21 protein-coding genes are annotated in these 21,574 nt (G+C 42.5%); all 21 read right to left on the reverse strand.

The annotated features are described in order from the left end of the window. Nucleotides 1-6: 6 nt before the first annotated feature. Entirely contained in the window at nt 7-453 is a 447-nt protein-coding gene (fliJ, locus tag D5F11_RS05285; protein WP_120115170.1) for a flagellar export protein FliJ, read from the reverse strand. Continuing rightward, entirely contained in the window at nt 450-1,775 is a 1,326-nt protein-coding gene (gene fliI / locus D5F11_RS05290) for a flagellar protein export ATPase FliI (protein WP_120115171.1), read from the reverse strand. The genes fliJ and fliI overlap by 4 nt, the downstream gene beginning before the upstream one ends. Beyond that, nucleotides 1,772-2,536 carry a flagellar assembly protein FliH gene (gene fliH / locus D5F11_RS05295; RefSeq protein WP_185830517.1) on the reverse strand — a complete coding sequence of 255 codons (765 nt, stop codon included), beginning with the start codon at nt 2,534-2,536 and terminating at the stop codon, nt 1,772-1,774. The genes fliI and fliH overlap by 4 nt, the downstream gene beginning before the upstream one ends. After that, entirely contained in the window at nt 2,529-3,536 is a 1,008-nt protein-coding gene (gene fliG, locus D5F11_RS05300) for a flagellar motor switch protein FliG (protein WP_120115173.1), read from the reverse strand. The genes fliH and fliG overlap by 8 nt, the downstream gene beginning before the upstream one ends. 4 nt (nt 3,537-3,540) lie before the next feature. Further along, a complete protein-coding gene (gene fliF / locus D5F11_RS05305; RefSeq protein WP_120115174.1) occupies nt 3,541-5,154 on the reverse strand; it encodes a flagellar basal-body MS-ring/collar protein FliF in 1,614 nt (537 codons plus the stop codon). Nucleotides 5,155-5,178: 24 nt separating this feature from the next. Further along, entirely contained in the window at nt 5,179-5,493 is a 315-nt protein-coding gene (gene fliE, locus D5F11_RS05310) for a flagellar hook-basal body complex protein FliE (RefSeq protein ID WP_120115175.1), read from the reverse strand. 17 nt (nt 5,494-5,510) lie between these two features. Further along, complete coding sequence (gene flgC / locus D5F11_RS05315) at nt 5,511-5,963, reverse strand: flagellar basal body rod protein FlgC (protein ID WP_120115313.1); 453 nt, start codon at nt 5,961-5,963, stop codon at nt 5,511-5,513. 8 nt (nt 5,964-5,971) lie between these two features. Next, nucleotides 5,972-6,403, reverse strand: coding sequence for a flagellar basal body rod protein FlgB (gene flgB / locus D5F11_RS05320; RefSeq protein WP_306428772.1), 432 nt, complete (start codon nt 6,401-6,403; stop codon nt 5,972-5,974). A 157-nt stretch (nt 6,404-6,560) separates the two neighbouring features. Beyond that, entirely contained in the window at nt 6,561-7,340 is a 780-nt protein-coding gene (gene codY, locus D5F11_RS05325; protein WP_120115176.1) for a GTP-sensing pleiotropic transcriptional regulator CodY, read from the reverse strand. 51 nt (nt 7,341-7,391) lie between these two features. After that, a complete protein-coding gene (gene hslU, locus D5F11_RS05330; protein ID WP_120115315.1) occupies nt 7,392-8,780 on the reverse strand; it encodes an ATP-dependent protease ATPase subunit HslU in 1,389 nt (462 codons plus the stop codon). A 73-nt stretch (nt 8,781-8,853) separates the two neighbouring features. Next, nucleotides 8,854-9,396: an ATP-dependent protease subunit HslV gene (gene hslV, locus D5F11_RS05335; protein ID WP_120115177.1), complete on the reverse strand. Its 543-nt coding sequence runs from the start codon at nt 9,394-9,396 to the stop codon at nt 8,854-8,856. 17 nt (nt 9,397-9,413) lie between these two features. Further along, the gene (xerC, locus tag D5F11_RS05340) at nt 9,414-10,301 is read right to left on the reverse strand and encodes a tyrosine recombinase XerC (RefSeq protein WP_120115178.1); all 888 of its coding nucleotides are present in this window, start codon (nt 10,299-10,301) and stop codon (nt 9,414-9,416) included. A gap of 64 nt (nt 10,302-10,365) precedes the next feature. Continuing rightward, entirely contained in the window at nt 10,366-11,667 is a 1,302-nt protein-coding gene (gene trmFO / locus D5F11_RS05345) for an FADH(2)-oxidizing methylenetetrahydrofolate--tRNA-(uracil(54)-C(5))-methyltransferase TrmFO (RefSeq protein WP_120115179.1), read from the reverse strand. A 481-nt stretch (nt 11,668-12,148) separates the two neighbouring features. Next, the gene (topA, locus tag D5F11_RS05350; RefSeq protein WP_120115180.1) at nt 12,149-14,224 is read right to left on the reverse strand and encodes a type I DNA topoisomerase; all 2,076 of its coding nucleotides are present in this window, start codon (nt 14,222-14,224) and stop codon (nt 12,149-12,151) included. A gap of 733 nt (nt 14,225-14,957) precedes the next feature. Continuing rightward, entirely contained in the window at nt 14,958-15,848 is an 891-nt protein-coding gene (gene dprA / locus D5F11_RS05355; RefSeq protein WP_120115181.1) for a DNA-processing protein DprA, read from the reverse strand. A 45-nt stretch (nt 15,849-15,893) separates the two neighbouring features. Further along, the gene (gene sucD / locus D5F11_RS05360) at nt 15,894-16,796 is read right to left on the reverse strand and encodes a succinate--CoA ligase subunit alpha (protein WP_120115182.1); all 903 of its coding nucleotides are present in this window, start codon (nt 16,794-16,796) and stop codon (nt 15,894-15,896) included. Nucleotides 16,797-16,865: 69 nt separating this feature from the next. After that, nucleotides 16,866-18,026 (reverse strand): ADP-forming succinate--CoA ligase subunit beta, encoded by a 1,161-nt coding sequence (sucC, locus tag D5F11_RS05365; RefSeq protein ID WP_120115183.1) that lies wholly within the window; start codon nt 18,024-18,026, stop codon nt 16,866-16,868. A gap of 78 nt (nt 18,027-18,104) precedes the next feature. Further along, nucleotides 18,105-18,395 (reverse strand): EscU/YscU/HrcU family type III secretion system export apparatus switch protein, encoded by a 291-nt coding sequence (locus tag D5F11_RS05370; RefSeq protein WP_120115184.1) that lies wholly within the window; start codon nt 18,393-18,395, stop codon nt 18,105-18,107. Next, a complete protein-coding gene (locus tag D5F11_RS05375) occupies nt 18,392-19,594 on the reverse strand; it encodes a hypothetical protein (RefSeq protein ID WP_126646507.1) in 1,203 nt (400 codons plus the stop codon). Before D5F11_RS05375 ends, D5F11_RS05370 begins: the two co-directional genes overlap by 4 nt. Before the next feature lie 81 nt (nt 19,595-19,675). After that, a complete protein-coding gene (locus D5F11_RS05380) occupies nt 19,676-20,452 on the reverse strand; it encodes a ribonuclease HII (protein WP_120115186.1) in 777 nt (258 codons plus the stop codon). Nucleotides 20,453-20,709: 257 nt separating this feature from the next. After that, entirely contained in the window at nt 20,710-21,567 is an 858-nt protein-coding gene (gene ylqF, locus D5F11_RS05385; protein ID WP_120115187.1) for a ribosome biogenesis GTPase YlqF, read from the reverse strand. Between the last annotated feature and the right edge of the window lie 7 nt (nt 21,568-21,574).

Raw genomic sequence — 21,574 nt, forward strand, 5'->3', positions numbered from 1 at the left:
TGTCACCTAATTTCCTTTTCGATGTTGAAATTGTATGGCTGCTATTTCATCCATTTGGTTATTTTCATAGTTACTAGCCCACTGTTGAAAATACTCATAGCTTTTATCTTTTATTTTTTCGTATTTTTTTACTTCGATATTACTTTCGAGAAGCTTCTCTTCCCAATATTTCATCTCATTCCGTGTCGAGATGACCTGTTTCTGCCAATAATTGATCGTTTCTTCAAGATTATGAACGAAAACCTGATTATGCCTAATCTTTTGAATGGAAAAGCCTGTTTCCAATTTCTCTGACTGAAATTTTTCCAGGACCTCTTTTTTCTTCAACAGTTCATATAATTTTTGGGCAGCACGCTCAAATTGACGAACCGACTCTTCGTAAAGTGAAAAGGTCTCTTCTTTTTCTCTTTCTTTGAGCGTCAATATATGCTGGAATTTATAATTAAATTTCAACGAAATTCACCCGTTTCTGCTAAATTGATCAAAGACTGGATACTTTTTCCCTTCGTCGCTTTCTCGTGAGTCCCTTGCTGCAAAAATTTTATGATTTCCGGCTGATAATCAATCGCTTCATCAATTTCTTTGGAAGCACCTTTCTTATAGGCGCCAATATTAATCAAATCTTCTGCATTCACATATGTACTCATATAATTCCTAATTGTATTAGCGGCCGTCTGATGTTCAGGTACGGCAAGATGGTTCATGAGCCTGCTGACACTCTTTAGCACATTAATCGCAGGATAATGACCTTTGTTTGCCAAAGAGCGGTCAAGAACGATATGCCCGTCCAAAATCCCCCGGACCGTGTCGGCGATTGGCTCATTCATGTCATCACCATCCACAAGTACAGTATAAAAAGCCGTGATTGACCCTAGCGGACTTGTCCCTGTTCTTTCAAGAAGGCGGGGCAGTAAAGCGAATACGGAAGGAGTATATCCCCTTGTGGCGGGCGGCTCGCCGACAGCCAGCCCTACTTCCCTTTGGCTCATAGCAACCCTTGTGACTGAATCCATCAAGAGATTTACTTTACAACCTAAATCCCTAAAATATTCAGCTATCGCCGTTGCCGTAAAAGCTCCTTTTATTCTCATAAGCGCAGGCTGATCTGAAGTTGAAGCCACTAAGATCGACTTTTTTAGCCCTTCAGGTCCAAGGTCATTTTCCAGAAACTCCTTGACTTCCCTTCCGCGCTCTCCGATTAGTGCAATTACGTTGATATCTGCTGTCGTATTTCGCGCAATCATGCCAAGCAACGTACTTTTTCCTACGCCACTTCCCGCAAAAATTCCCATCCGCTGTCCGTTTCCGACTGTAAGCATGCTATCAATCGCCCTAACCCCTACTTCGAGCTGCTCCGAAATCGGAGGCCTTGTCAATGGATTGGGCGGGTCACAATCGATTTGCACTGTTTCCATGCCACGGGGGATGACTGATTCATCCATCGGATTCCCTAGCGCATCCACAACCTTACCGATCATTTCAGGACCGACATGCACCTCCAACGGTTTTCCTGTTGATTCAACGAGGCTTCCGGGAGCAATGTCTAATAAATTGGTATAGGGCATTAAAATCAAATGCTTCCCTTTAAATCCGACAACCTCTGCCATGACAGTACGGCTGTTTGCCGAATCTCCCGTATGTATAAGGCAAACATCCCCGATGGAACTTTCGGGTCCAAATGACTCAATCATGAGACCCACAACCTTAATCACTTTCCCATACTTTTTAAGGGGATTGATATTTTTTATATGAGGTAGGAGCTCTTGAGCCTTCATTTTCTCTGTTCAGCGGTAAGGAGCTCCGCTAGCCTTTCTTTCAACTCGGTCAGTTGGCTATCGATACCGGCATTGATCCTGATTGTTTCACATTCTACGATACAATCATTCTCATTTAATTCCTCATTTGGATAAATATAACATTGTACTTCTCGCGGAAAAACAGATTTCAATACATTTCTGGATGAAACAAGCAGATGAAACTTGGATGGGTGCACAAAAATCTCAATTTCTTTTTCATTTTTCAGTTCAACAAGTGCCTTTTTTACAACACCTACGAATTTTTCAGGTTCTTCAGAGAGTATGGACCCCAGGATAGATTCTGTACTTGCCATAGCCAAATCCAGAATGGTCCGCTCTGCTTGGACAGTGTATGTTTGAGAGTCCATTTTGGCCTCATTGATTGTGTTGACAGCCATTTCTATCAAGCTTTTATACTCATTTTCCCCTGCTGTTCTTCCTTCTTCCAGCCCACTTTGATATCCTTCGTTCCACGCTTCTTCGGACAACCTTCTTTTTTCGTCGTCCCAAAGATTCCTTTCCTCTTGAATGTCATTTCTTAAAAGTTCCGCTTTTTGTGAGGCATCTTCGATTATTTGTTCTGCTTTTGCTTCTGCGATTGCTATCAGTTCTTTGACTTTTGATTCAATTAAAGGATCTATAGCTCCCTGTTCACAGTCAGGCTTTTCTACAATTCGTGGCATGATCACCTTTGAACCGGTCAAAACCCGATCCGAATGAAGCTTGATGATGTTAGACAATGATTTCATCCCCTCCGCGGGCAAGGATAATTTCTCCCGCATCTTCCAGTCGGCGGATAATAGCCACAATATTTGATTGAGCTTCCTCAATTTCACGCAAACGTACAGGCCCCATCAATTCGATTTCTTCCTGCATCGTCACCGCCATCCTAGTGGACATATTGTTGAAGATGGTTTCCTTCACTTCGTCACTGGCCACTCTAAGCGCCAGCATTAAGTCATCACTGTCACATTCCCTAATCACACGCTGAATGGAAAGATTATCCAAGATAACGATGTCTTCAAAGACAAACATCCTTTCCCTGATATCCTCTGCAAGTCCGGGATCTTGGATGCCAAGAGTATCAAGAATGGTTTTCTCAGTTGCGCGGTCAACCCCTTGAAGGACCTGCACAATCGATTCGATACCGCCACTTTGGGAATAATCGTCCGTAACAGTAGCAGACAGCTTTCTTTTAAGTATTTCTTCAACTTCACGGATAACATCTGGAGATGTCCCATCCATTACAGCGATCCTTCTCGCAATATCAGCTTGTGTATCATTCGGAAGCTCTGATAAAATTTGTCCAGCCTTTTCCGGATCCAGATACGAGAGGACCAACGCAATTGTCTGTGGGTGCTCATTTTGAATAAAATGTAAAATTTGCCCCGCATCAGCCCTTTTTGCAAAATCAAATGGGCGGACTTGCAATGAAGCGTTGAGCTTTTTCAGCATTTTCGAAGCCTCTTCGTAACCGAATGCCTTTTCCAACACCACTTTGGCGTAGTCCAAACCGCCTTGCGTAATATATTTTTGGGCAAGGGCGATGTGATGAAATTCATTGACAACCCTGTCTTTTCTTTCAGGCGTCACGTTTCTAAGACTGGAAATTTCCATCGTCAGTTTTTCTACTTCTTTTTCTGTCAACTGTTTATAAATTTTTGAAGCAGTATCGGGACCAAGAGAAATGAGAAGTACTGCGGCCTTTTGAAGGGCTGACATTTTTTGTTTTTTTTCCATTTCTCTAAATCTCCTCCTCGTCTTCAGCAAGCCATGTGCGCAGCAAGCTAGCAAATTGTTCCGGGTTCTCTTTCGCTAATTCTTCAAGCTGCTCCCGGCTCTCAGCTGCTTTTTGTGCAGCGAGTTCTTCCATAGACGGTCGTGGAGGCTCTTCCGGCTTATTTTCTGTGATTTCAAGTGCTTCTTCAAACTCAGCTGCTTTTCGTGCTCTTGCCTTTGTCCATAGGAAAATAAGAACCGCTATGATAGCTAGCAGAAGTCCACCAATGACATATCCCCACCAAGGTAAAATGCTCTTAGATGAAGCTTCTCCACGATCCATATTTCCGTTAAACGGTTGTACAGTAACAAGTACCTTTTCATCGATGGCAGCGTCGGAAACATCCGTACCGCTTTCCTTATCAATGGATGTCCTTACGATAGTAGACAATAGTTGCCTGATATCTTCCCTTCGTTCTTCCGGAAAAGAAGCGGGCTCCTCCGGATCTGGCGGTTCAACCATTACCTGAATACCAAGATCCCGGATTTTATAAGGGCTTTCCACGATCTCCTTACGAACTTTATTGACTTCATAATTCAGCGTTTCCTCAGACCGTTCATAATCGCCTGAGTTGCCGCTGCCTTCTAAATATTGGCTTGCTCCACTATCCGCTGGATCGCCGCCTTGCGGAATACCGCCAGCCTGAGCTTCATCACCCGAAAATGTTTCTGTGATTCTTTGAGCACTGATGGCAATTCCTCGCATATTTTCTTCATCTACTGGGGTAACAAGGTTCTCCTCCCTGTTTTCTTGGGTAAAATCAATATCTGCAGTAACAGAAGTGATAACCTTATCATGTCCCATTAATGTTCCAAGCATCTGCTGTACTTGACGCTGTATATCTCTTTCTAAGCGTTCTTTGATTTTCATTTGCTGATCGATTCCATTGTCGGCATAAGAACCATCGTTCAAGTCGAAGTATTCTAAATACTGGTTTCTAATGACAATGTTATCTGTCGGCAAGTTAGGAACACTTTTGGATACAAGGTGGTACAGTGATTTGATTTGTTTCTCATTAAAATCATGTCCTGGTTTTGTATGTAGAATGATTGACGCTGATGCTTCCTCATTGTTTTCTTTCACAAAGACACTTTTTTCCGGCATGGTAATCATTACATTCGCTTCTTCAATTCCATCAATGCTTTTGATTAGAGTTGCCAGTTCATTCTGGGTGGCATCAAGTTTTAAAACATTGAATTCATTATCTGTCATGCCAAAACCAGCGTTTTCACTGAAGAAAGAGTAGTCAATATTCCCTGATTTTGGGATACCCTCTGCCGCAAGCTCCACCATCAGATTTTCCGCATTTCCTTCAGGAACCATTATCGTTGTACCGCTCTCCGTGATTTCCGACTTTACTCCCCTAGTGTCGAGCTCTTCTTTAATAGCCCCCGTCTCGGATGGAGACAAGTTTGTATAAAGAGGAACCATTGTCGTACGAGTCGATAAGATCGTTAGAATAATAATGAATAGCAGTAAAATAATTGCCGATGAAACAAATACGATCTTTTGTTTTTTTGTTCTTTGCAACCAATACTCTTTCAAATTTGAAAAACGCTTAAACAGTAAATCTTTCATCGATAATCCCCTTAAACATTCTGGTTACACTTGCATTCGCATGATTTCTTGGTAAGCCTCGACAGCCTTATTCCTAATTTCGAGCGCTGCCTGCATGGATATGGACGCTTTCTGGCTAGAAACCATCACATCGTGCAAATCTATTTTCTTGCCTTCCGCAAACATTGTGGTTGCTTTGTCGGACTGGATTTGCAGGCTGTTCAAATCCTGGATTGCATTTTTAAAATAATCTCCAAAATTATTCCTTTTATTTAAATTTTCAATCTCAATTTGCTTAGAAGCGCCGTTTATTGAAGAAGTACTGGGCAAATGAGAGATTATTGGATTGATTTGCATCATTCACTGCCTCCCGGTAATTATTTTCCAATATCCAATGATTTCATCAGCATCGCTTTAGTGGAGTTGAGTACAGTGACATTTGCTTCATATGATCTTGTTGCACTGATCATATCCACCATCTCGCGAAGCGGATCTACATTTGGTTGATAAACAAATCCATTTTCATCCGCATCAGGATGATCTGGGTCATAAACAGATTTGAAAGGTGTTTCGTCTTCCACAATCCTGCTCACCTTTACTCCTGCTGGAGTCCTATTTCCCGATTTTGCGTTCACCGCTTTATCGAGGGCTGAAGAAAACGAATTTTCATTCGGCTGCATCACAACCATTTTTCTTCTGTAGGGCTGCCATTCTCCATCTACAAGCTTTTCTCTGGTGGTATCGACATTTGCCATATTGGAGGAAATCACATCCAACCTTAAACGCTGAGCTGTCAATGCGGAGGAAGAAATTCCCATTGAATAGAACATTGTCACTATTACTTTCCTCCCTTAATCACATTTTGTAATAAATTAAATTTTCCGCTTAATCTTTCTGTTAAGACACTGTAATAAATCTGATTTGTTGCAAGATCAGACATTTCTTTATCAATATCGACATTGTTCCCATTATGTCCATATTGAGTCCGTCTATCTGATAAGGTAATGCCTTCGTTTTTCTGCCTTTGGCTGTTCATATGCCTGGGATCAGTTGTCCGTAATTTCGCAGCAGAAACTGCATCATCAAACACTTTTCCGAAGCTCACTTTCTTGCCCTTATAGTTCGGCGTATCAGCATTGGCAATGTTTTGAGCAGTTACTTCATGCTTCAATGCAGAATAATCTAAAGAACGTTCTATCGTTTGAAAACTGCCAGAGAAGAGATTCAAATTTAGCACCTGCCATTTTTTTCTTTTTCCTAAACTATCCACTATTGTAATCTCTTTGTCATACCACGTCTATACATACCGAGAAAAACTTGGTGAATTTTCGATGAAAAAGTCGAAAAATGATTCTTTAGACCTATTAATGCACCAAAAAGAACGTCCGAAGAGGACTTCGAACGTTCTTTTTGTTACATATATTAATTTAGTTTGATTTTAACTTTTCCAATTCAACAAGAAACTTGGAGTTCAACACTTTGATATAAGTACCTTTCATTCCAAGCGACCGCGATTCGATTACACCAGCACTTTCCAATTTTCTAAGCGCGTTGACAATAACTGATCTTGTAATACCAACCCGGTCAGCAATTTTTGAAGCAACAAGCAGCCCTTCTGTTCCATTGAGCTCTTCGAAAATATGTTCAATTGCTTCTAATTCACTATACGAAAGAGAGCTGATCGCCATTTGTACAACAGCTTTACTGCGCGCTTCCTCTTCGATTTCTTCAGCTTTTTCACGAAGAATTTCCATACCAACCACTGTAGCGCCGTATTCAGCAAGAATTAAATCATCATTATCAAATTCCTGCTCAAGCCTTGCCAAAAGCAATGTCCCTAGTCTTTCACCGCCACCGATAATTGGCACGATTGTTGTTAAGCCCGTTGCAAACAAATCTTTATTTTCTACTGGAAAAGCTGAATATTCACTGTTCACGTCGATGTTTGAAGAAGTTTCAGAAACATTGAACAGGCTCTTTGTGTAGTCTTCCGGGAACTGGCGTTCCTCAAGCATATTTTTCATTCTGTCATTTTCAATTTGCTGGCGAACAGAATAGCCAAGCACTTTCCCTTTTCTGCTCAATACATATACGTTAGCCTCAATAACATCAGATAATATTTCAGCCATTTCCTTAAAATTTACTGGTTTTCCTGCAGCTTTTTGCAGCATCGCATTGATAGTTCTAGTCCTTGTTAATAGTTCCATTGTTTCTCCTCCTAAATTATTAAAAACTTACAACGATTGTTGACACATTTTTTATAAAATAAACTGGCTCAAATCTTTGTCTTTAGAAATTGCAGAAAGTTTTTGGTCCACATATTGAGCAGTAATTTCAACCTTTTCCATCGTAACATCTGGCGCTTCGAACGACAAATCTTCAAGCAGTTTCTCCATAATTGTATGCAGACGCCTCGCTCCGATGTTATCGGTATTCTGGTTCACATCAAAAGCAATCTCTGCAAGCCTGTTAATAGCATCGTCAGAAAATTCTATTTGTATACCTTCAGTCTCCAATAATGCTGAATATTGTTTAATCAATGCATTATCAGGTTCAGTCAATATTTTGTAAAAGTCTCCTACTGTCAGTTTTTCGAGTTCAACCCGAATCGGAAAACGACCTTGAAGTTCCGGGATCAAATCAGATGGCTTCGCCATGTGGAAGGCACCGGCAGCGACAAATAAAATGTAGTCTGTTTTGACCGGTCCATATTTGGTCACCACTGTTGAGCCCTCGACAATCGGAAGGATGTCCCGCTGGACGCCTTCTCTTGAAACATCTGCAGATGAAGACTGGCTTTTGCTGGCGATTTTATCAATTTCATCAATAAAGATGATCCCTGTTTGTTCCGCCCTGAAAATTGCCATCTGCGTCACTTCATCCATGTCAATCAGCTTTTGGGCCTCATCATTCGTCAGAACTTTTCGTGCCTCTTTAACGGGAAGCTTCCTTTTTTTAAGCTTTTTAGGCATCAGGTTACTCAAAGCGTCCTGCATATTCATGCCCATCTGCTCCATGCCGGAACCTTGGAACAGATCGAACATGGATGGCTGCTGTTCTTCAACCTCCACTTGCACAATTTCGTCTTCGAGTTCTCCATTTGCAAGCTTTTCTTCAATGATTCTTCTTTTTTCACGGATGTTCAGATCTTCCTGTTCATCTTGGGTTGATGAACTTTCAGACTGCTGGTTCCCGCCAAAGATCATTTCAAAAGGGTTTTTAAAGTTTTCGGCTTTCTTTTTTCTTGGTACAAGCAGCTCAACAAGACGGCGGTTCGCCTGTTTCTCCGCACGCCCCCTTACTTCCTGCATTTTCTCTTCTTTGACAATCCTGATCGATGTTTCAGCTAAATCGCGGACCATTGATTCGACGTCCCGTCCTACATAACCCACTTCGGTAAATTTGGTCGCCTCTACTTTTACAAACGGAGCTCCAACCATTTTAGCCAAACGGCGGGCAATTTCAGTCTTTCCGACACCGGTGGGGCCCATCATCAGAATGTTTTTCGGAATAATCTCATCTCTCAGTTCCTCGCCTAAAAGCCCCCTGCGATAACGATTGCGGAGTGCCACCGCGACTGACCGCTTCGCCTCATTTTGACCGATGATATATTGATTGAGCTTTTCAACAATTTGTCTAGGAGTCATAGCGGCTCCATTGTTAACGATTGTCAAAATAGTCCCTCCCTCTTACAGTAACGTATTGCACGTTCGACATGTGTTACAATTCTTCGACAATTATTTGTCGATTTGTGTAGACGCATATATCCGCAGCAATTTCCAATGCAGCTTTGGCCATCTCTTTTGCAGTTAGATGTTCAGCTGCATAATTTTTCAAGGCTCTGCCAGCAGCAAGTGCGTAATTGCCTCCCGATCCTATTGCCAGAATCCCGTCATCTGGTTCAATGACTTCGCCTGTACCCGAAATGAGCAGCAAATCCGTTTCATCCATTACAATCAGCATGGCTTCAAGTTTTCTTAAAACCTTATCACTGCGCCATTCCTTTGCCAATTCAACTGCGGCTCTTGACAGGTTCCCATTGAATTCCTCCAGCTTTCCTTCAAACTTCTCAAATAATGTAAAAGCATCTGCTACCGATCCTGCAAAACCGGCCAATACTTTACCATTAAATAATTTACGTACCTTGCGTGCAGTATGTTTCATAACTACCGCATTTCCAAATGTCACTTGCCCATCGCCGGCCATGGCGCTTTTGCCCTTATGATGAACGGCGAATATTGTCGTTGCATGGAACTTATCCATTGTTTACCTCCTTGCCTTCAAGCCCGTGGATGGCTGTTCATATATGTTTTCCTTAAATGATCTTTTGTAACATGGGTATAAACCTGCGTTGATGAAAGATGGGTATGCCCCAGCAATTCTTGGACAGTCCTCATATCCGCGCCATTGTTCAGCATGTGTGTCGCAAAGCTGTGACGGAACATATGCGGGTGGATTTTCCCAGATAAAGACGCCTTTCTCATAACGTCATTGAGGACATGGCGAATTCCTCTTTCAGTTAATGGACCGCCTCTGGCATTTACAAACAGACTCCGGTGTCCAGAGCCTCGAACCAGCATACTTCTTGCATCATTCATATAGGAATCAAGCGCCTTAGCAGCAAAAATTCCAAAAGGGACATACCGTTCTTTTCTGCCTTTTCCCTTTACGAGAATGGTGGAAAAGTCAAAGTCTATATCATCTACCATGATATTGGCACATTCGCTTACCCTGATCCCGGTGGCATACAACAATTCTATCAGCGCAAGGTTTCGTTTTCCCAATGGAGCCGAATCATCGCAGGAATCGAATAATTGCTGCATTTCCTCTTCATAAAGAAAGCTAGGGAGCCTTACTCCTTTTTTAGGCTGTATGACCAAAATAAAAGGATTTTCATGTACAGCCTTTTCCCTTAACAAAAACTTGAAGAAACTTCGCAGGCTAGATATTTTCCTGGCAGCACTAGTCCTCGCATATTGCTGTTCATACAATGAAGATACATAGAGACGGGCGTCGAAATACTCTACTTCATCAAACATTTCAATGCTCTGTTCTTTCATGAATAAGCTGAAATGCTCAATATCTTTTTTATAAAATTCGACCGTGTAAGATGAATAGTTCTTTTCAACCTGCAAGTATTCCAAAAATGAATGGATATGATCCTTCATCTCTCCACCTCGATTTTAAAGCCTTCTAAATATTATCACAATTCATTTTTTCACGCAAAGGAAATTATATATTCTGCGCTAAGTTTCGAATGGCACTTAAGGCGCGTTCAGCATATTGCTCATTCTTCAGTTTTTTATTTTTAATTCTTTGAGGCAATTCCGGAAGCAATCCAAAATTGACATTCATTGGCTGAAAAGTTTTGGAGCTGGTTGATGTAATATAATGGGCCATACTTCCAATCATTGTTTCCTTTGGAAAAACTGTCGGCTCTTTTCCTTGTGCCAATAAGGCGGCATTTAAGCCTGCAACCAAACCGCTGGCCGCTGATTCGACATAACCTTCAACTCCAGTCATCTGCCCTGCAAAAAACAGATCATCCCTTTCCTTAAATTGATATGTCCGATGAAGAACGGATGGCGAATTGATAAACGTATTACGGTGCATGACACCATAACGGACGATCTCGACTTCTTCCAATCCCGGAATCAGCCTTAATACCTCTTTTTGCGGCCCCCATTTGAGATGAGTTTGAAATCCTACTATATTATAAAGCGTACCCGCGGCATCATCCTGGCGAAGTTGGACAACGGCATAAGGCTTTTTTCCAGTTTTCGGATCTTCAAGTCCAACCGGCTTCAGAGGGCCAAAAAGCATTGTTTTTATTCCTCTTTGGGCCATTACTTCAATTGGCATACAGCCTTCAAAGAAAATTTCTTTTTCAAATTCCTTAAGCGGAACTGTTTCGGCATTAATTAATGCCTCGTAGAACCGATTGAATTCTTCCTCGTTCATCGGACAATTGAGATAAGCCGCTTCTCCTTTGTCATAGCGTGATTTCAAATAAACTTTATCCATATTTATGCTATCTTTTTCAATAATAGGAGCTGCAGCATCATAAAAATACAAATGATCTTGCCCGGTCAACTCCTGGAGTTTTTTGGACAGGCTGTCGCTTGTCAACGGTCCTGTTGCGATAATGGTAATACCGGGAGGAAAATCAGTAATTTCCTCATGGTGGATTGTAATAAGCGGATTTTCACGGATTTTCTCCGTAACATATCCAGAAAAGTCATGTCTGTCAACAGCCAGTGCGCCGCCTGCGGGAACAGATGATTGATCCGCAGCTTTGATAATGAGTGAATCTAGAATTCTCATTTCTTCTTTCAGAACACCAACTGCATTCGTTAGTGAATTGGCCCGCAATGAATTGGAGCAAACGAGTTCGGCAAATTTGTCAGTATGGTGGGCAGGTGTTTGCTTGACAGGCCTCATTTCATATAAATCAACCTGAATTCCTCGATTGGCAAGCTGCCAAGCAGCTTCGCTCCCTGCCAAACCTGCTCCTATAACATTTACTGATTGCATGTATGAAACCTCCAATATATGATCAATCTTTCACAATTATTCTCTTTAATCCCTATAGCATTTTACCCTAAATGACTGGCAAATAAAAACGATGCGCATTATTCGAAAAGCGGAAGCGCCTTGATCGGCCTCGACAAGCACAAGACGGGTCCCGAGGAGGCAGTACTTCAGCCACCACAGGGAAGCGGATTGTGACCTCGAGAGGCCAGGCGCTGCAGCTGGACATTAGAAAAGCGGAAGCGCTCGTTTAGCGACGTACAGACTGGACGACTCCTGACGAGATAAAGGAAAAAGAAAGGCGGAGAGTGCCTGCTTATCGGCGACAAGCATAAGACGGACGCTGAAGAAGGCGTAGTTTGCCTTCAACAGCGTTTGGCTTATGACCTCGAGCCGATGGCAATCGCAGACGGACAACACGGCGATGCCCATATGACGAGCAGATATATCAATAAAAGGTGAGTGCACAATGCACTCACCTTCTCTATTTTTGAGGCTCTTCTTTATAGTCGCAATTGACACACTGGACCTGATTTCCTTTTTTGAGCTTCTTTTCAACCAGAAGTCCATCGCATTTTGGACAAGGACGGCTAATCGGCTTATCCCAGGAGAGAAAGTCACACTCGGGATAACGGTCACATCCGTAAAAAATGCGCTTTTTCTTGCTTTTGCGCTCTATGACATTACCTTCTTTACATTTCGGACACTTCACACCGATTTCCTTTACAATCGGCTTTGTATTTCTGCAGTCAGGGAAATTGCTGCAAGCCATAAATTTGCCAAAGCGTCCCATTTTGATCACCATAGGGTTTCCGCAGTTTTCACAGTCTTCTCCCGCGTACTCATCTTTGATTTCAACTTCTTTCATTTCAGCTTCGGCTTTTTTCAGACTCTTCTCAAAGTCTTGGTAAAAGTCATCTATAATCTTTACCCATTCGGCATGGCCCTCTTCAATTTCATCCAAGTTATTTTCCATTTTGGCTGTAAATTCCACATCGAGCACCTCAGGAAAAAATTCCACCATCAGTTCAGTAACAATCTCCCCCAGCTCCGTTGGGATAAAGCGTTTGTTATCCAACGCGACATAACCCCGTCTTTGAATTGTGTCCAGAGTAGGAGCATATGTGGAGGGTCTTCCTATTCCTAATTCTTCTAACGTTTTGACCAGTCTAGCTTCTGTATATCTTGGAGGCGGCTGCGTAAAGTGCTGTTTAGGATTCACTTTTTCAGCTTTTACCTTCTCACCTTCGGAAAAAGAAGGCAGTTTATTCTCTTTCTCTTCTGATTGATCATCGTTTCCTTCCACGTATACCTTCATAAAGCCTGGAAATTTGATTTGGGAGCCATTCGCTCGGAATATGACTTCTCCATTCACCAGATCGACTGTCATTGTATCCATGACTGCCGGAGCCATTTGGCTTGCAACAAAACGCTCCCAAATTAACCGGTATAACCTCAACTGATCACGGCTCAAATAGGCTTTGACAGCATTCGGCTCCCTCATAGTGCTTGTCGGGCGAATGGCTTCATGCGCGTCCTGTGTGTTCGCCTGCTTTTTCTCCTTACGGGTACCAGCAGCCACATACTCTTTTCCGTATTGAGATATGATGTAATCATTTGCTTCCTTCACAGCAATTTCTGAAACTCTCGTGGAATCCGTTCTCATATAGGTAATTAAACCAACAGTTCCTTCTTTCCCCAAATCGATCCCTTCATATAATTGCTGAGCGAGCATCATAGTTTTTTTAGCTCTAAAATTTAGCTTTCTCGCAGCCTCCTGCTGCAGTGAAGATGTCGTAAACGGACGGGCAGGGTTTCTTTTTCTTTCTTTTTTTACCACGGATTGAACTACAAATGAACTACCGTCTATTTGCCCGAGTACCTCTTTTACATCGTCTTCGGATCGAAGTTTCTTTTTCTTTCCATTTACCCCATAGAAAGCAGCTTGGAATTCAAGCTTTCCTTTTGTAAACACTCCTTCAATTGACCAATATTCCTCTGGAATAAAGTTTTTGATTTCATTCTCCCTGTCTATGATTAGGCGGACAGCAACAGACTGGACCCTTCCAGCGCTTAAACCTTTTTTCACTTTTTTCCAAAACAGCGGGCTGATGTTATACCCTACTAGTCTATCCAATATTCTTCTAGCCTGTTGAGCATCTACAAGATCTTTATTTATAGGACGGGGATGCTTAAAAGATTCTTTAATAGCATCTTTCGTAATTTCATTGAAAATGACACGGCAGTCGGAATTGATGTCCACATCAAGACTATGTGCCAAATGCCAGGCGATCGCTTCACCTTCCCTATCGGGGTCAGCTGCAAGATATACTTTTTTCGCTTTTTTTGCAGCAGTTCTTAATTCTTTTAAAACAGGGCCTTTTCCCCTAATTGTTATATATTTCGGTTCATAGTTATTTTCAACATCTACACCCATTTGGCTTTTCGGTAAATCCCTGACGTGCCCCATGGATGCTCTCACTTTATATTTTTTTCCTAAATATCGTTCAATGGTCTTCGCCTTTGCAGGCGATTCCACAATTACCAAGTAATCCGACATGCAGTAATCCTCCCCAGAGGTAAATTCAGTAAATCAGAATAAATCTTATACGTGTATCATATGTTTGTCAATGAAATAAATAGAACATACGCTGTAAAGCGCGCTGCCTTAGGCGACAAGCACTAGGCGAATTGCGAGGAATCAGTACTTCAGTCACCACAGAACAATAGCTTGTGGCCTAGAAGGGATGGCCCTGTATATATTCACGTTCTTTTTTATTAAGACCGCCTGTTCCAAGCTTCTGTTGATGAATCTATCCCACTTTCCACAAAATTGCAAGTTTTTTTGATTTTAACTTATAAGAAAATCGAAAGGGCGCTTCCTTAGGCGACAAGCACTAGGCAAATTTTGATGAGGGAGTTCCTCAGCCACCACAGCAAAGCTGCTCATTTTAATTACATCGTGAAAAGCTTCCTTGAGTATGCTTCATGCAGCTTTGCGACGAGGGAAACATATGCTTCCTTGATTAAGCTGTGCCACAGGAGCACATTCTTCCTGAATAAACTTCCGTGTGACTTGTGGCCTCGAGCAAATGGCGCCTTGCCTCCTCAAGCCGCCACATCCTGTGGCTTCGGTGGCACTAGTACTTCCTGTACGTCGGCAGGCTCAGGGCGCGACGTCCTGTCGCTTCGCTTGCACTAGTACTTCCTGTACGTCGTAGCTAGACATATAAAAACTTCATTCGATCAAAATTTTTCATCTAATTTTTTACTTTCTTATTCTATGAAAAAACTCATTCGATATACAATTCTTCCAATATATCATATCCGGAAGTAACCAGCTTTGCCCCTTGCTGTATCAAGTGGTTTGCCCCTTCTGACAGGGGTTCACCTATTGGCCCCGGAACTGCAAAGACTTCCCTGCCCTCTTCCAAAGCAAAATCCGCAGTGATCAGTGATCCACTTCTTGATTTCGCCTGAACGATGACTGTACCCTTGGACAATCCACTAATGATGCGGTTTCTTTGGGGAAAATGCCACTTTTGAGGGCGCCAGATTGGTGGATATTCGGAAATGATTAAATGTTCTTCCTTCATTTGTTCAGCGAGCCGCATGTTCTCCGGCGGGTATAAATGAAAGAATCCCCCGCCCAGTACAGCAATCGTTTTTCCGCCAAGCCGGATGGTCTGTTGATGGGCTAAAGTGTCAGTCCCTTTGGCCAGTCCGCTGACAATGACAAATCCACTTTCAAGAAGAGGAGCAAGAAGCATGGCAATCGCTTTTTTTGCATAATTATCAGCCATTCTGGCTCCTACAACAGCGATTAATTGCCTTTTTAGCAGAATGTTTTTTCCCATGGTAAAAAGGACAAGCGGCGGATCATGAATCTCTCTGAGTATTTTAGGGTATTCCTCATCCTTAAAAGTAATGATTGAGATTCCGTTAGTGTGATATTTTTCAAGTATTCTTTGGATATCGATTCTTTGAAAGTCATGGAAGAATTTCTTATAGAGGGAGTGATTCAACTGAAAAATTTGTTGAAGTTTAGAGGATGAAAAAGAGTAAAGGTTTGATAGAGTGGGGTCATGTTTAAGAAGATTTCTAATTGCTGCGTTCCCCAATTGCGGGCAATGGATCAAATGGAGCAGCTTTTCTGTAAAAATATGGATCACTTCCTTGTTCATTTTTTAAAAGGAAGCCTCTCTGATTTAGAGGCTTCCCATTATAAATTAATGTGTCTTACATTTTTCATAGAGTCCTCTATCCTTCAAGACTCCAATCAATGTTTCACCAATAACGGCAGGAGTATCAGCAACTTTGATTCCGCATTCGTTCATGACACGGATTTTTTCATCTGCTGTTCCTTTTCCGCCTGAAATGATGGCACCAGCATGTCCCATACGCTTTCCAGGAGGTGCAGTACGTCCGCCGATGAACCCAACAACCGGCTTAGTCATATTCGCTTTTACCCACTGAGCAGCTTCCTCTTCTGCTGTGCCCCCAATCTCACCAATCATGATAACAGCTTCTGTTTCTGGATCCTCATTAAAAGCTTTCAACACATCGATGAAATTAGTGCCATTTACAGGGTCGCCGCCGATTCCAACCGCAGTAGTCTGTCCAACCCCTGCTTCAGAGAGCTGGTGTACCGCTTCATAGGTCAATGTTCCTGAACGGGAGACAACTCCGACATGTCCTTTTTTGTGTATGTAACCAGGCATGATTCCGATCTTACACTCCTCAGGAGTAATGACTCCAGGACAGTTAGGGCCAACGAGTCTTGTTTTCTTGCCTTCCATATAGCGGACAACCTTCACCATATCCAAAACAGGAATATGTTCAGTGATACAAATAGCAAGATCCAGCTCCGCATCGACCGCTTCCATGATAGCATCAGCGGCAAATGGCGCTGGTACATAAATGACTGAAGCGTTTGCTCCCGTTTCCTTTACAGCTTCTTCCACTGTATCGAAAACCGGAACTCCTGCAACCTCTTGTCCACCTTTTCCTGGTGTCACGCCGCCGACAATTTTTGTACCGTATTCAATCATCTGTTCTGTATGAAAAAGGGCTGTTGAGCCTGTAATTCCCTGTACAATTACTTTTGTGTCTTTATTGACAAAAACACTCATGATTTTCCCTGCCTTTCAAATGATCTTTGATTAAACGACATTGATTCCAAAGCATATAGCCCAATCTACTTACTTGACCAATTCAACGATCTTTTGTGCACCATCAGCCATGGAATCCGCAGCTGTAATATTCAAACCAGATTCGTTCAGGATTTCTTTTCCTCTGTTGACATTCGTTCCTTCAAGCCTTACGACTAAAGGAACTTCGAGCCCAACCTGTTTTACAGCTTCGACCACTCCGGATGCAATGACATCACACTTCATAATACCACCGAAAATGTTGACAAAGATACCTTTGACCGCTTCATCAGAAAGGATAATTTTAAATGCCTCCGTTACTTTTTCAGCAGTGGCTCCGCCCCCAACATCAAGGAAGTTTGCAGGTTCTCCACCGTAATACTTAATAATGTCCATTGTAGACATAGCAAGGCCTGCACCGTTCACCATACACCCGATGTTGCCGTCCAAAGCGATATAGCTCAAATCATACTTCGATGCCTCGATCTCCTTCGGATCTTCCTCGTCAAGATCACGGTACTCAAGGATATCCTTATGTTTAAATAAAGCGTTATCATCAAAATTCAACTTCGCATCAAGAGCTAGTACATTTCCATCACCTGTCACAACAAGAGGGTTGATTTCAGCAATTGAACAATCGTTGTCTACGAAAGCATTGTAAAGGCTGATCATGAATTTGGCAGCTTTTCCAACCAATTCGTTAGGGATGTTGATATTGAAAGCGATGCGGCGCGCTTGGAAGCCAGTTAAACCGACAAGCGGATCAACAACTTCTTTGAAGATTTTTTCAGGTGTTCTTTCAGCAACTTCCTCAATTTCCGTACCACCCTCTTCAGAAGCCATCAAGACGACTCTGTCAGTGGCTCTGTCTACAACAAGACCGACATAATACTCCTTCTTGATATCACATCCTTCTTCAATCAGCAAACGTTTTACCTCTTTGCCTTCAGGGCCTGTCTGATGCGTAACAAGGGTTTTTCCGAGAATCTCTTCAGCATATGTACGGACTTCATCCAAGTTTTTCGCTACTTTTACCCCACCCGCTTTTCCGCGTCCACCTGCATGGATTTGGGCTTTTACGACAGTAACAGCAGTACCGAGTTCTTTTGCGGCTTCCACTGCCTCATCCACGGTGAAGGCTACTTTTCCATTAGGTACAGATACTCCGTATTTTCTAAGGATTTCTTTACCCTGGTATTCATGGATATTCATTTTCCGTCCTCCTATCGTTACTATAAAAAAATAGATTGCGTGTTTATTGTATTAAAATGGCGACAGGAAGTCCACTTTTTACGGTTGGTCTGTTTTTCTTTCGCCCATTTTCCGATCAAGCTTGTAAATGAATGCAAAAACTTCCGCAACTGCTTCAAATAGTTCTTCCGGTATCGCCTCGTTCAAGTCAAGCTGTCCCAGCAGTTCAACTAACGCCGAATCCTGTTGGACCGGTATTCCATGTTCCTTTGCTGCTTCGATTATTTTTTCTGCTGTTATACCTTTGCCCTTTGCCCTAAGGATGGGGGCATTTCCATCATCGTCCCGACCACCTAGGGCCACAGCTTCCATCAATCGACTTTTATTCATATTTGGATATCAACTCCTGAGTAAGGACGGGGACTAAATTTTTGCAGCTGCTTGTTTTTTTGACTAACAGGCTGTTTAAAGTGGACCGCTGACAACTCATAATCATGCTCTTTCAGTTTTTCTTTCAATGTAGGTATGAACATGGTGGCAAACGCTTTGATTTCTGGAGAATTCATATTTATAACAGTAATATTCGTTATCCGATTTTGAATTTTTACATCAACCACTGTCTGGTTAAGGTTCTGCATATCCAGATAAAAAATAACCCTGCAATAACCCGGATCGATTTTCCCGTCCTCCCGCCGCTTTCCCTCCCATTGGAAGGAGAGTTCAGTCCTACTACCATTTAATTCTATCGGAAGGTCAAAAAATATTTGCTGGACAGGTCCGGTATCAATGGATAGTAGCTGTTGACCATTCATTCTGTGAAGCAACTGCTCTGCCGCCTGCCGGGCAGTAGGATTAATGTTTGCGCCAGGTCGTCCCAAATATTGGATAAGGAGGGCTTTAAGAGATTCTGTACCGGTTGCTTCACCGTCACGAATGATTGCATGTTCATAAAACAGTCCCATTTGGTGAATGGCGTGCTTTATGTTCGCCATTGCTGCTTTACCTTGAAATGCAAACGGCTCCGCGTTTGCCCCTTTTTGTGACGGTTCTTTTCCCAATTCATCAATCAAAGCGACGATTCTTTGTCCAGTTGGGTCTGGATCTTTTTCTAAAGCAAGAGTCGTATGTAAGGTAGATATGATTTCAGTCAATGGCTGCTTGTTGCCTGCAACAAGCAGTGACTTGAATATGCTTTCAGTAAAGGGCATATCTCTAGTGTTCATCAGTTTAATAGCATCTAATGCCAGTTTTTTATCCGATGCCTTTCCGACCCACTGTCCAGCTTGTTGAATCTGCTCCCGAGTTAGGCTTAGGGATTCTTTTGTAAAGAACTCAGTGAGGGCACGGTACCCTTTTTCATTCGGCAGGGATAATTGTCTCATAAGCGAGAACTGATCCGCCTGCTTCGATCCGATCAGCTTCAGCTGCGGTTCTCCCTCTACCGACTCAACCTGAAGGAAATAGCCTTTTCCACTTTCTAAAGGCGCTTCTAGCCTTGCAATCAGCTTGTGAGTACCCAGTTGTATTTCTGCATGCTGATTTGGAAAAATTCTATGCACATGGGCAAAAAATATTTGTCCACTCCTCAATGTAAGGGTCCGGTTTTGACCCGAGCTCAGAGTTTGAAACAAATCTTGGGTTAATGCATGTATATCCAGGTCGCTCCCCCCTCATGATCGATTCATGGCCGCTTGAACTGGAGCAAATGATTGCCTGTGGATCGGACAGGGACCAAGCTTTTTTAGAGCATCCAAATGAGCTTTCGTTCCGTAACCTTTATGTATTCCAAATCCATACCCCGGATATTGCTGTTCGTATTCAGCCATAAGCCGGTCGCGGGTAACTTTTGCAATGATGGATGCAGCCGCAATGGAATTACTGTTTGCATCGCCTTTTATAATCGATTCCTGCGGATAGGGGGCTTCTATTGCCATAGCGTCCAAAAGCAAAAAATCTGGCTGGATAGCCAGTTCACTGACAGCCTGATTCATCGCTTTTTTCACAGCCTGATATATATTGAGCTGGTCAATTTCCCCGGAGGAAATAATGCCAACACCTATCGCTCGCGCTTCTTCATGAATTCGACCAAATAGTTCATTTCTTTTTGTTTCACTCAGCTTCTTCGAGTCATCCAATCCATAAATACAGTTATCTTCATTCAATATGACGGCTGCGGCGACTACTGGCCCAGCCAAAGGGCCGCGACCAGCTTCATCGATTCCACCGATCCACTTGAACCCTTGTTTTCTAAGCTGATTTTCATGTACTGACATCCGCGTGTACTGTTCATGCTCCTTGCGTTCTTTTTCCTTTCCGGCTTTCCAGCTATTCAAAAGGACTTGAACGCCTTTACGGGAATCTGATTGTAGCTCCATAAAAAAAGGATCATTTTCATTTTTTATTTCTCTCAAAACTTCCTTTATCTGTGCGATTGTCTGATTTTTCATCCAGTCCCATTACCTTTCATCCCAAAAAAGTGATCGCCGTGCTATCTTTACGGCAAATCTTCATAAAAATGATGTGTCCTTCCAATAACCTCATAGTAAAAAAAGAAAGACAGACGTTTTGAATGCCACTGAAGGTCATACGCTTGCTCTTAAAAATCAGTGAGACCCAACTTGTACCTTATGTGTACCGATAAGACAGCAGATACCTGTCAACACATACTCAAGAAGATCGCATGTTTTCCTGGTACATATAGGTCTTAATCTATAATCACATCCGGCATATCGAAGGTTATATTTCCCAGCTTCTGCGCCCGAACATCCATGATGACTGTCTCCGCTGTTTTTTCATAATCGATCTCTCCGCCAGATGTTAGGCATCCACGAAGTTTTCCGATATGATCAAATAAAACTACTATATCTTCAGGTATCTCTTTAAGCTGATACCTTTTTTTCATATTTTCGGGATAGTGAGCTTCAAGGAACCTAAGAGCAAAGACGGCTATATCCTGCATATTCAGAAGCGAATCTTTTATTGCGCCGGTTAAGGCAAGCTTATAACCTATCTCCTGATCTTCAAATTTCGGCCATAATATGCCTGGAGTATCCAGGAGCTCGAGGTCTTTTCCCACTTTGATCCATTGTTGCCCTCTTGTGACTCCAGGTGTATTGCCAGTTTTGGCGATATTTTTCTTTGCCAATCGGTTGATCAGTGTGGATTTTCCAACATTTGGGATACCAATAATCATCGCTCTGATAGCTCGCGGCTTTAATCCCTTAGCTTTTCTGCGATCTCTTTTCTCTCTTAGCAGCTCCTCCGCCGCCTTTATGATCTCGTTTAACCCTCTGCCTGATTGGGAATTGATTGCAAGTGCTTTATTCCCCTCTTCCGAGAAACGACTGATCCATTGTCTTGTCACATCCGGATCTGCCATATCTGATTTATTAAGGAGAATCAGTCTCTGCTTTTGTTGTATGATTTCCTGGAGCATCGGATTGGCAGATGAAACGGGAATCCGTGCATCCACCAGTTCAAATACGATATCTACCAGCTTTAATTTTTCCGTCACTTCCCGGCGTGCTTTCGCCATATGACCGGGAAACCATTGGATAGTCATGAATTAC

It is taken from the genome of Siminovitchia terrae, from assembly GCF_003605405.2.
In the GTDB taxonomy this organism is placed as follows: Bacteria; Bacillota; Bacilli; order Bacillales; family Bacillaceae_C; genus Siminovitchia; species Siminovitchia terrae.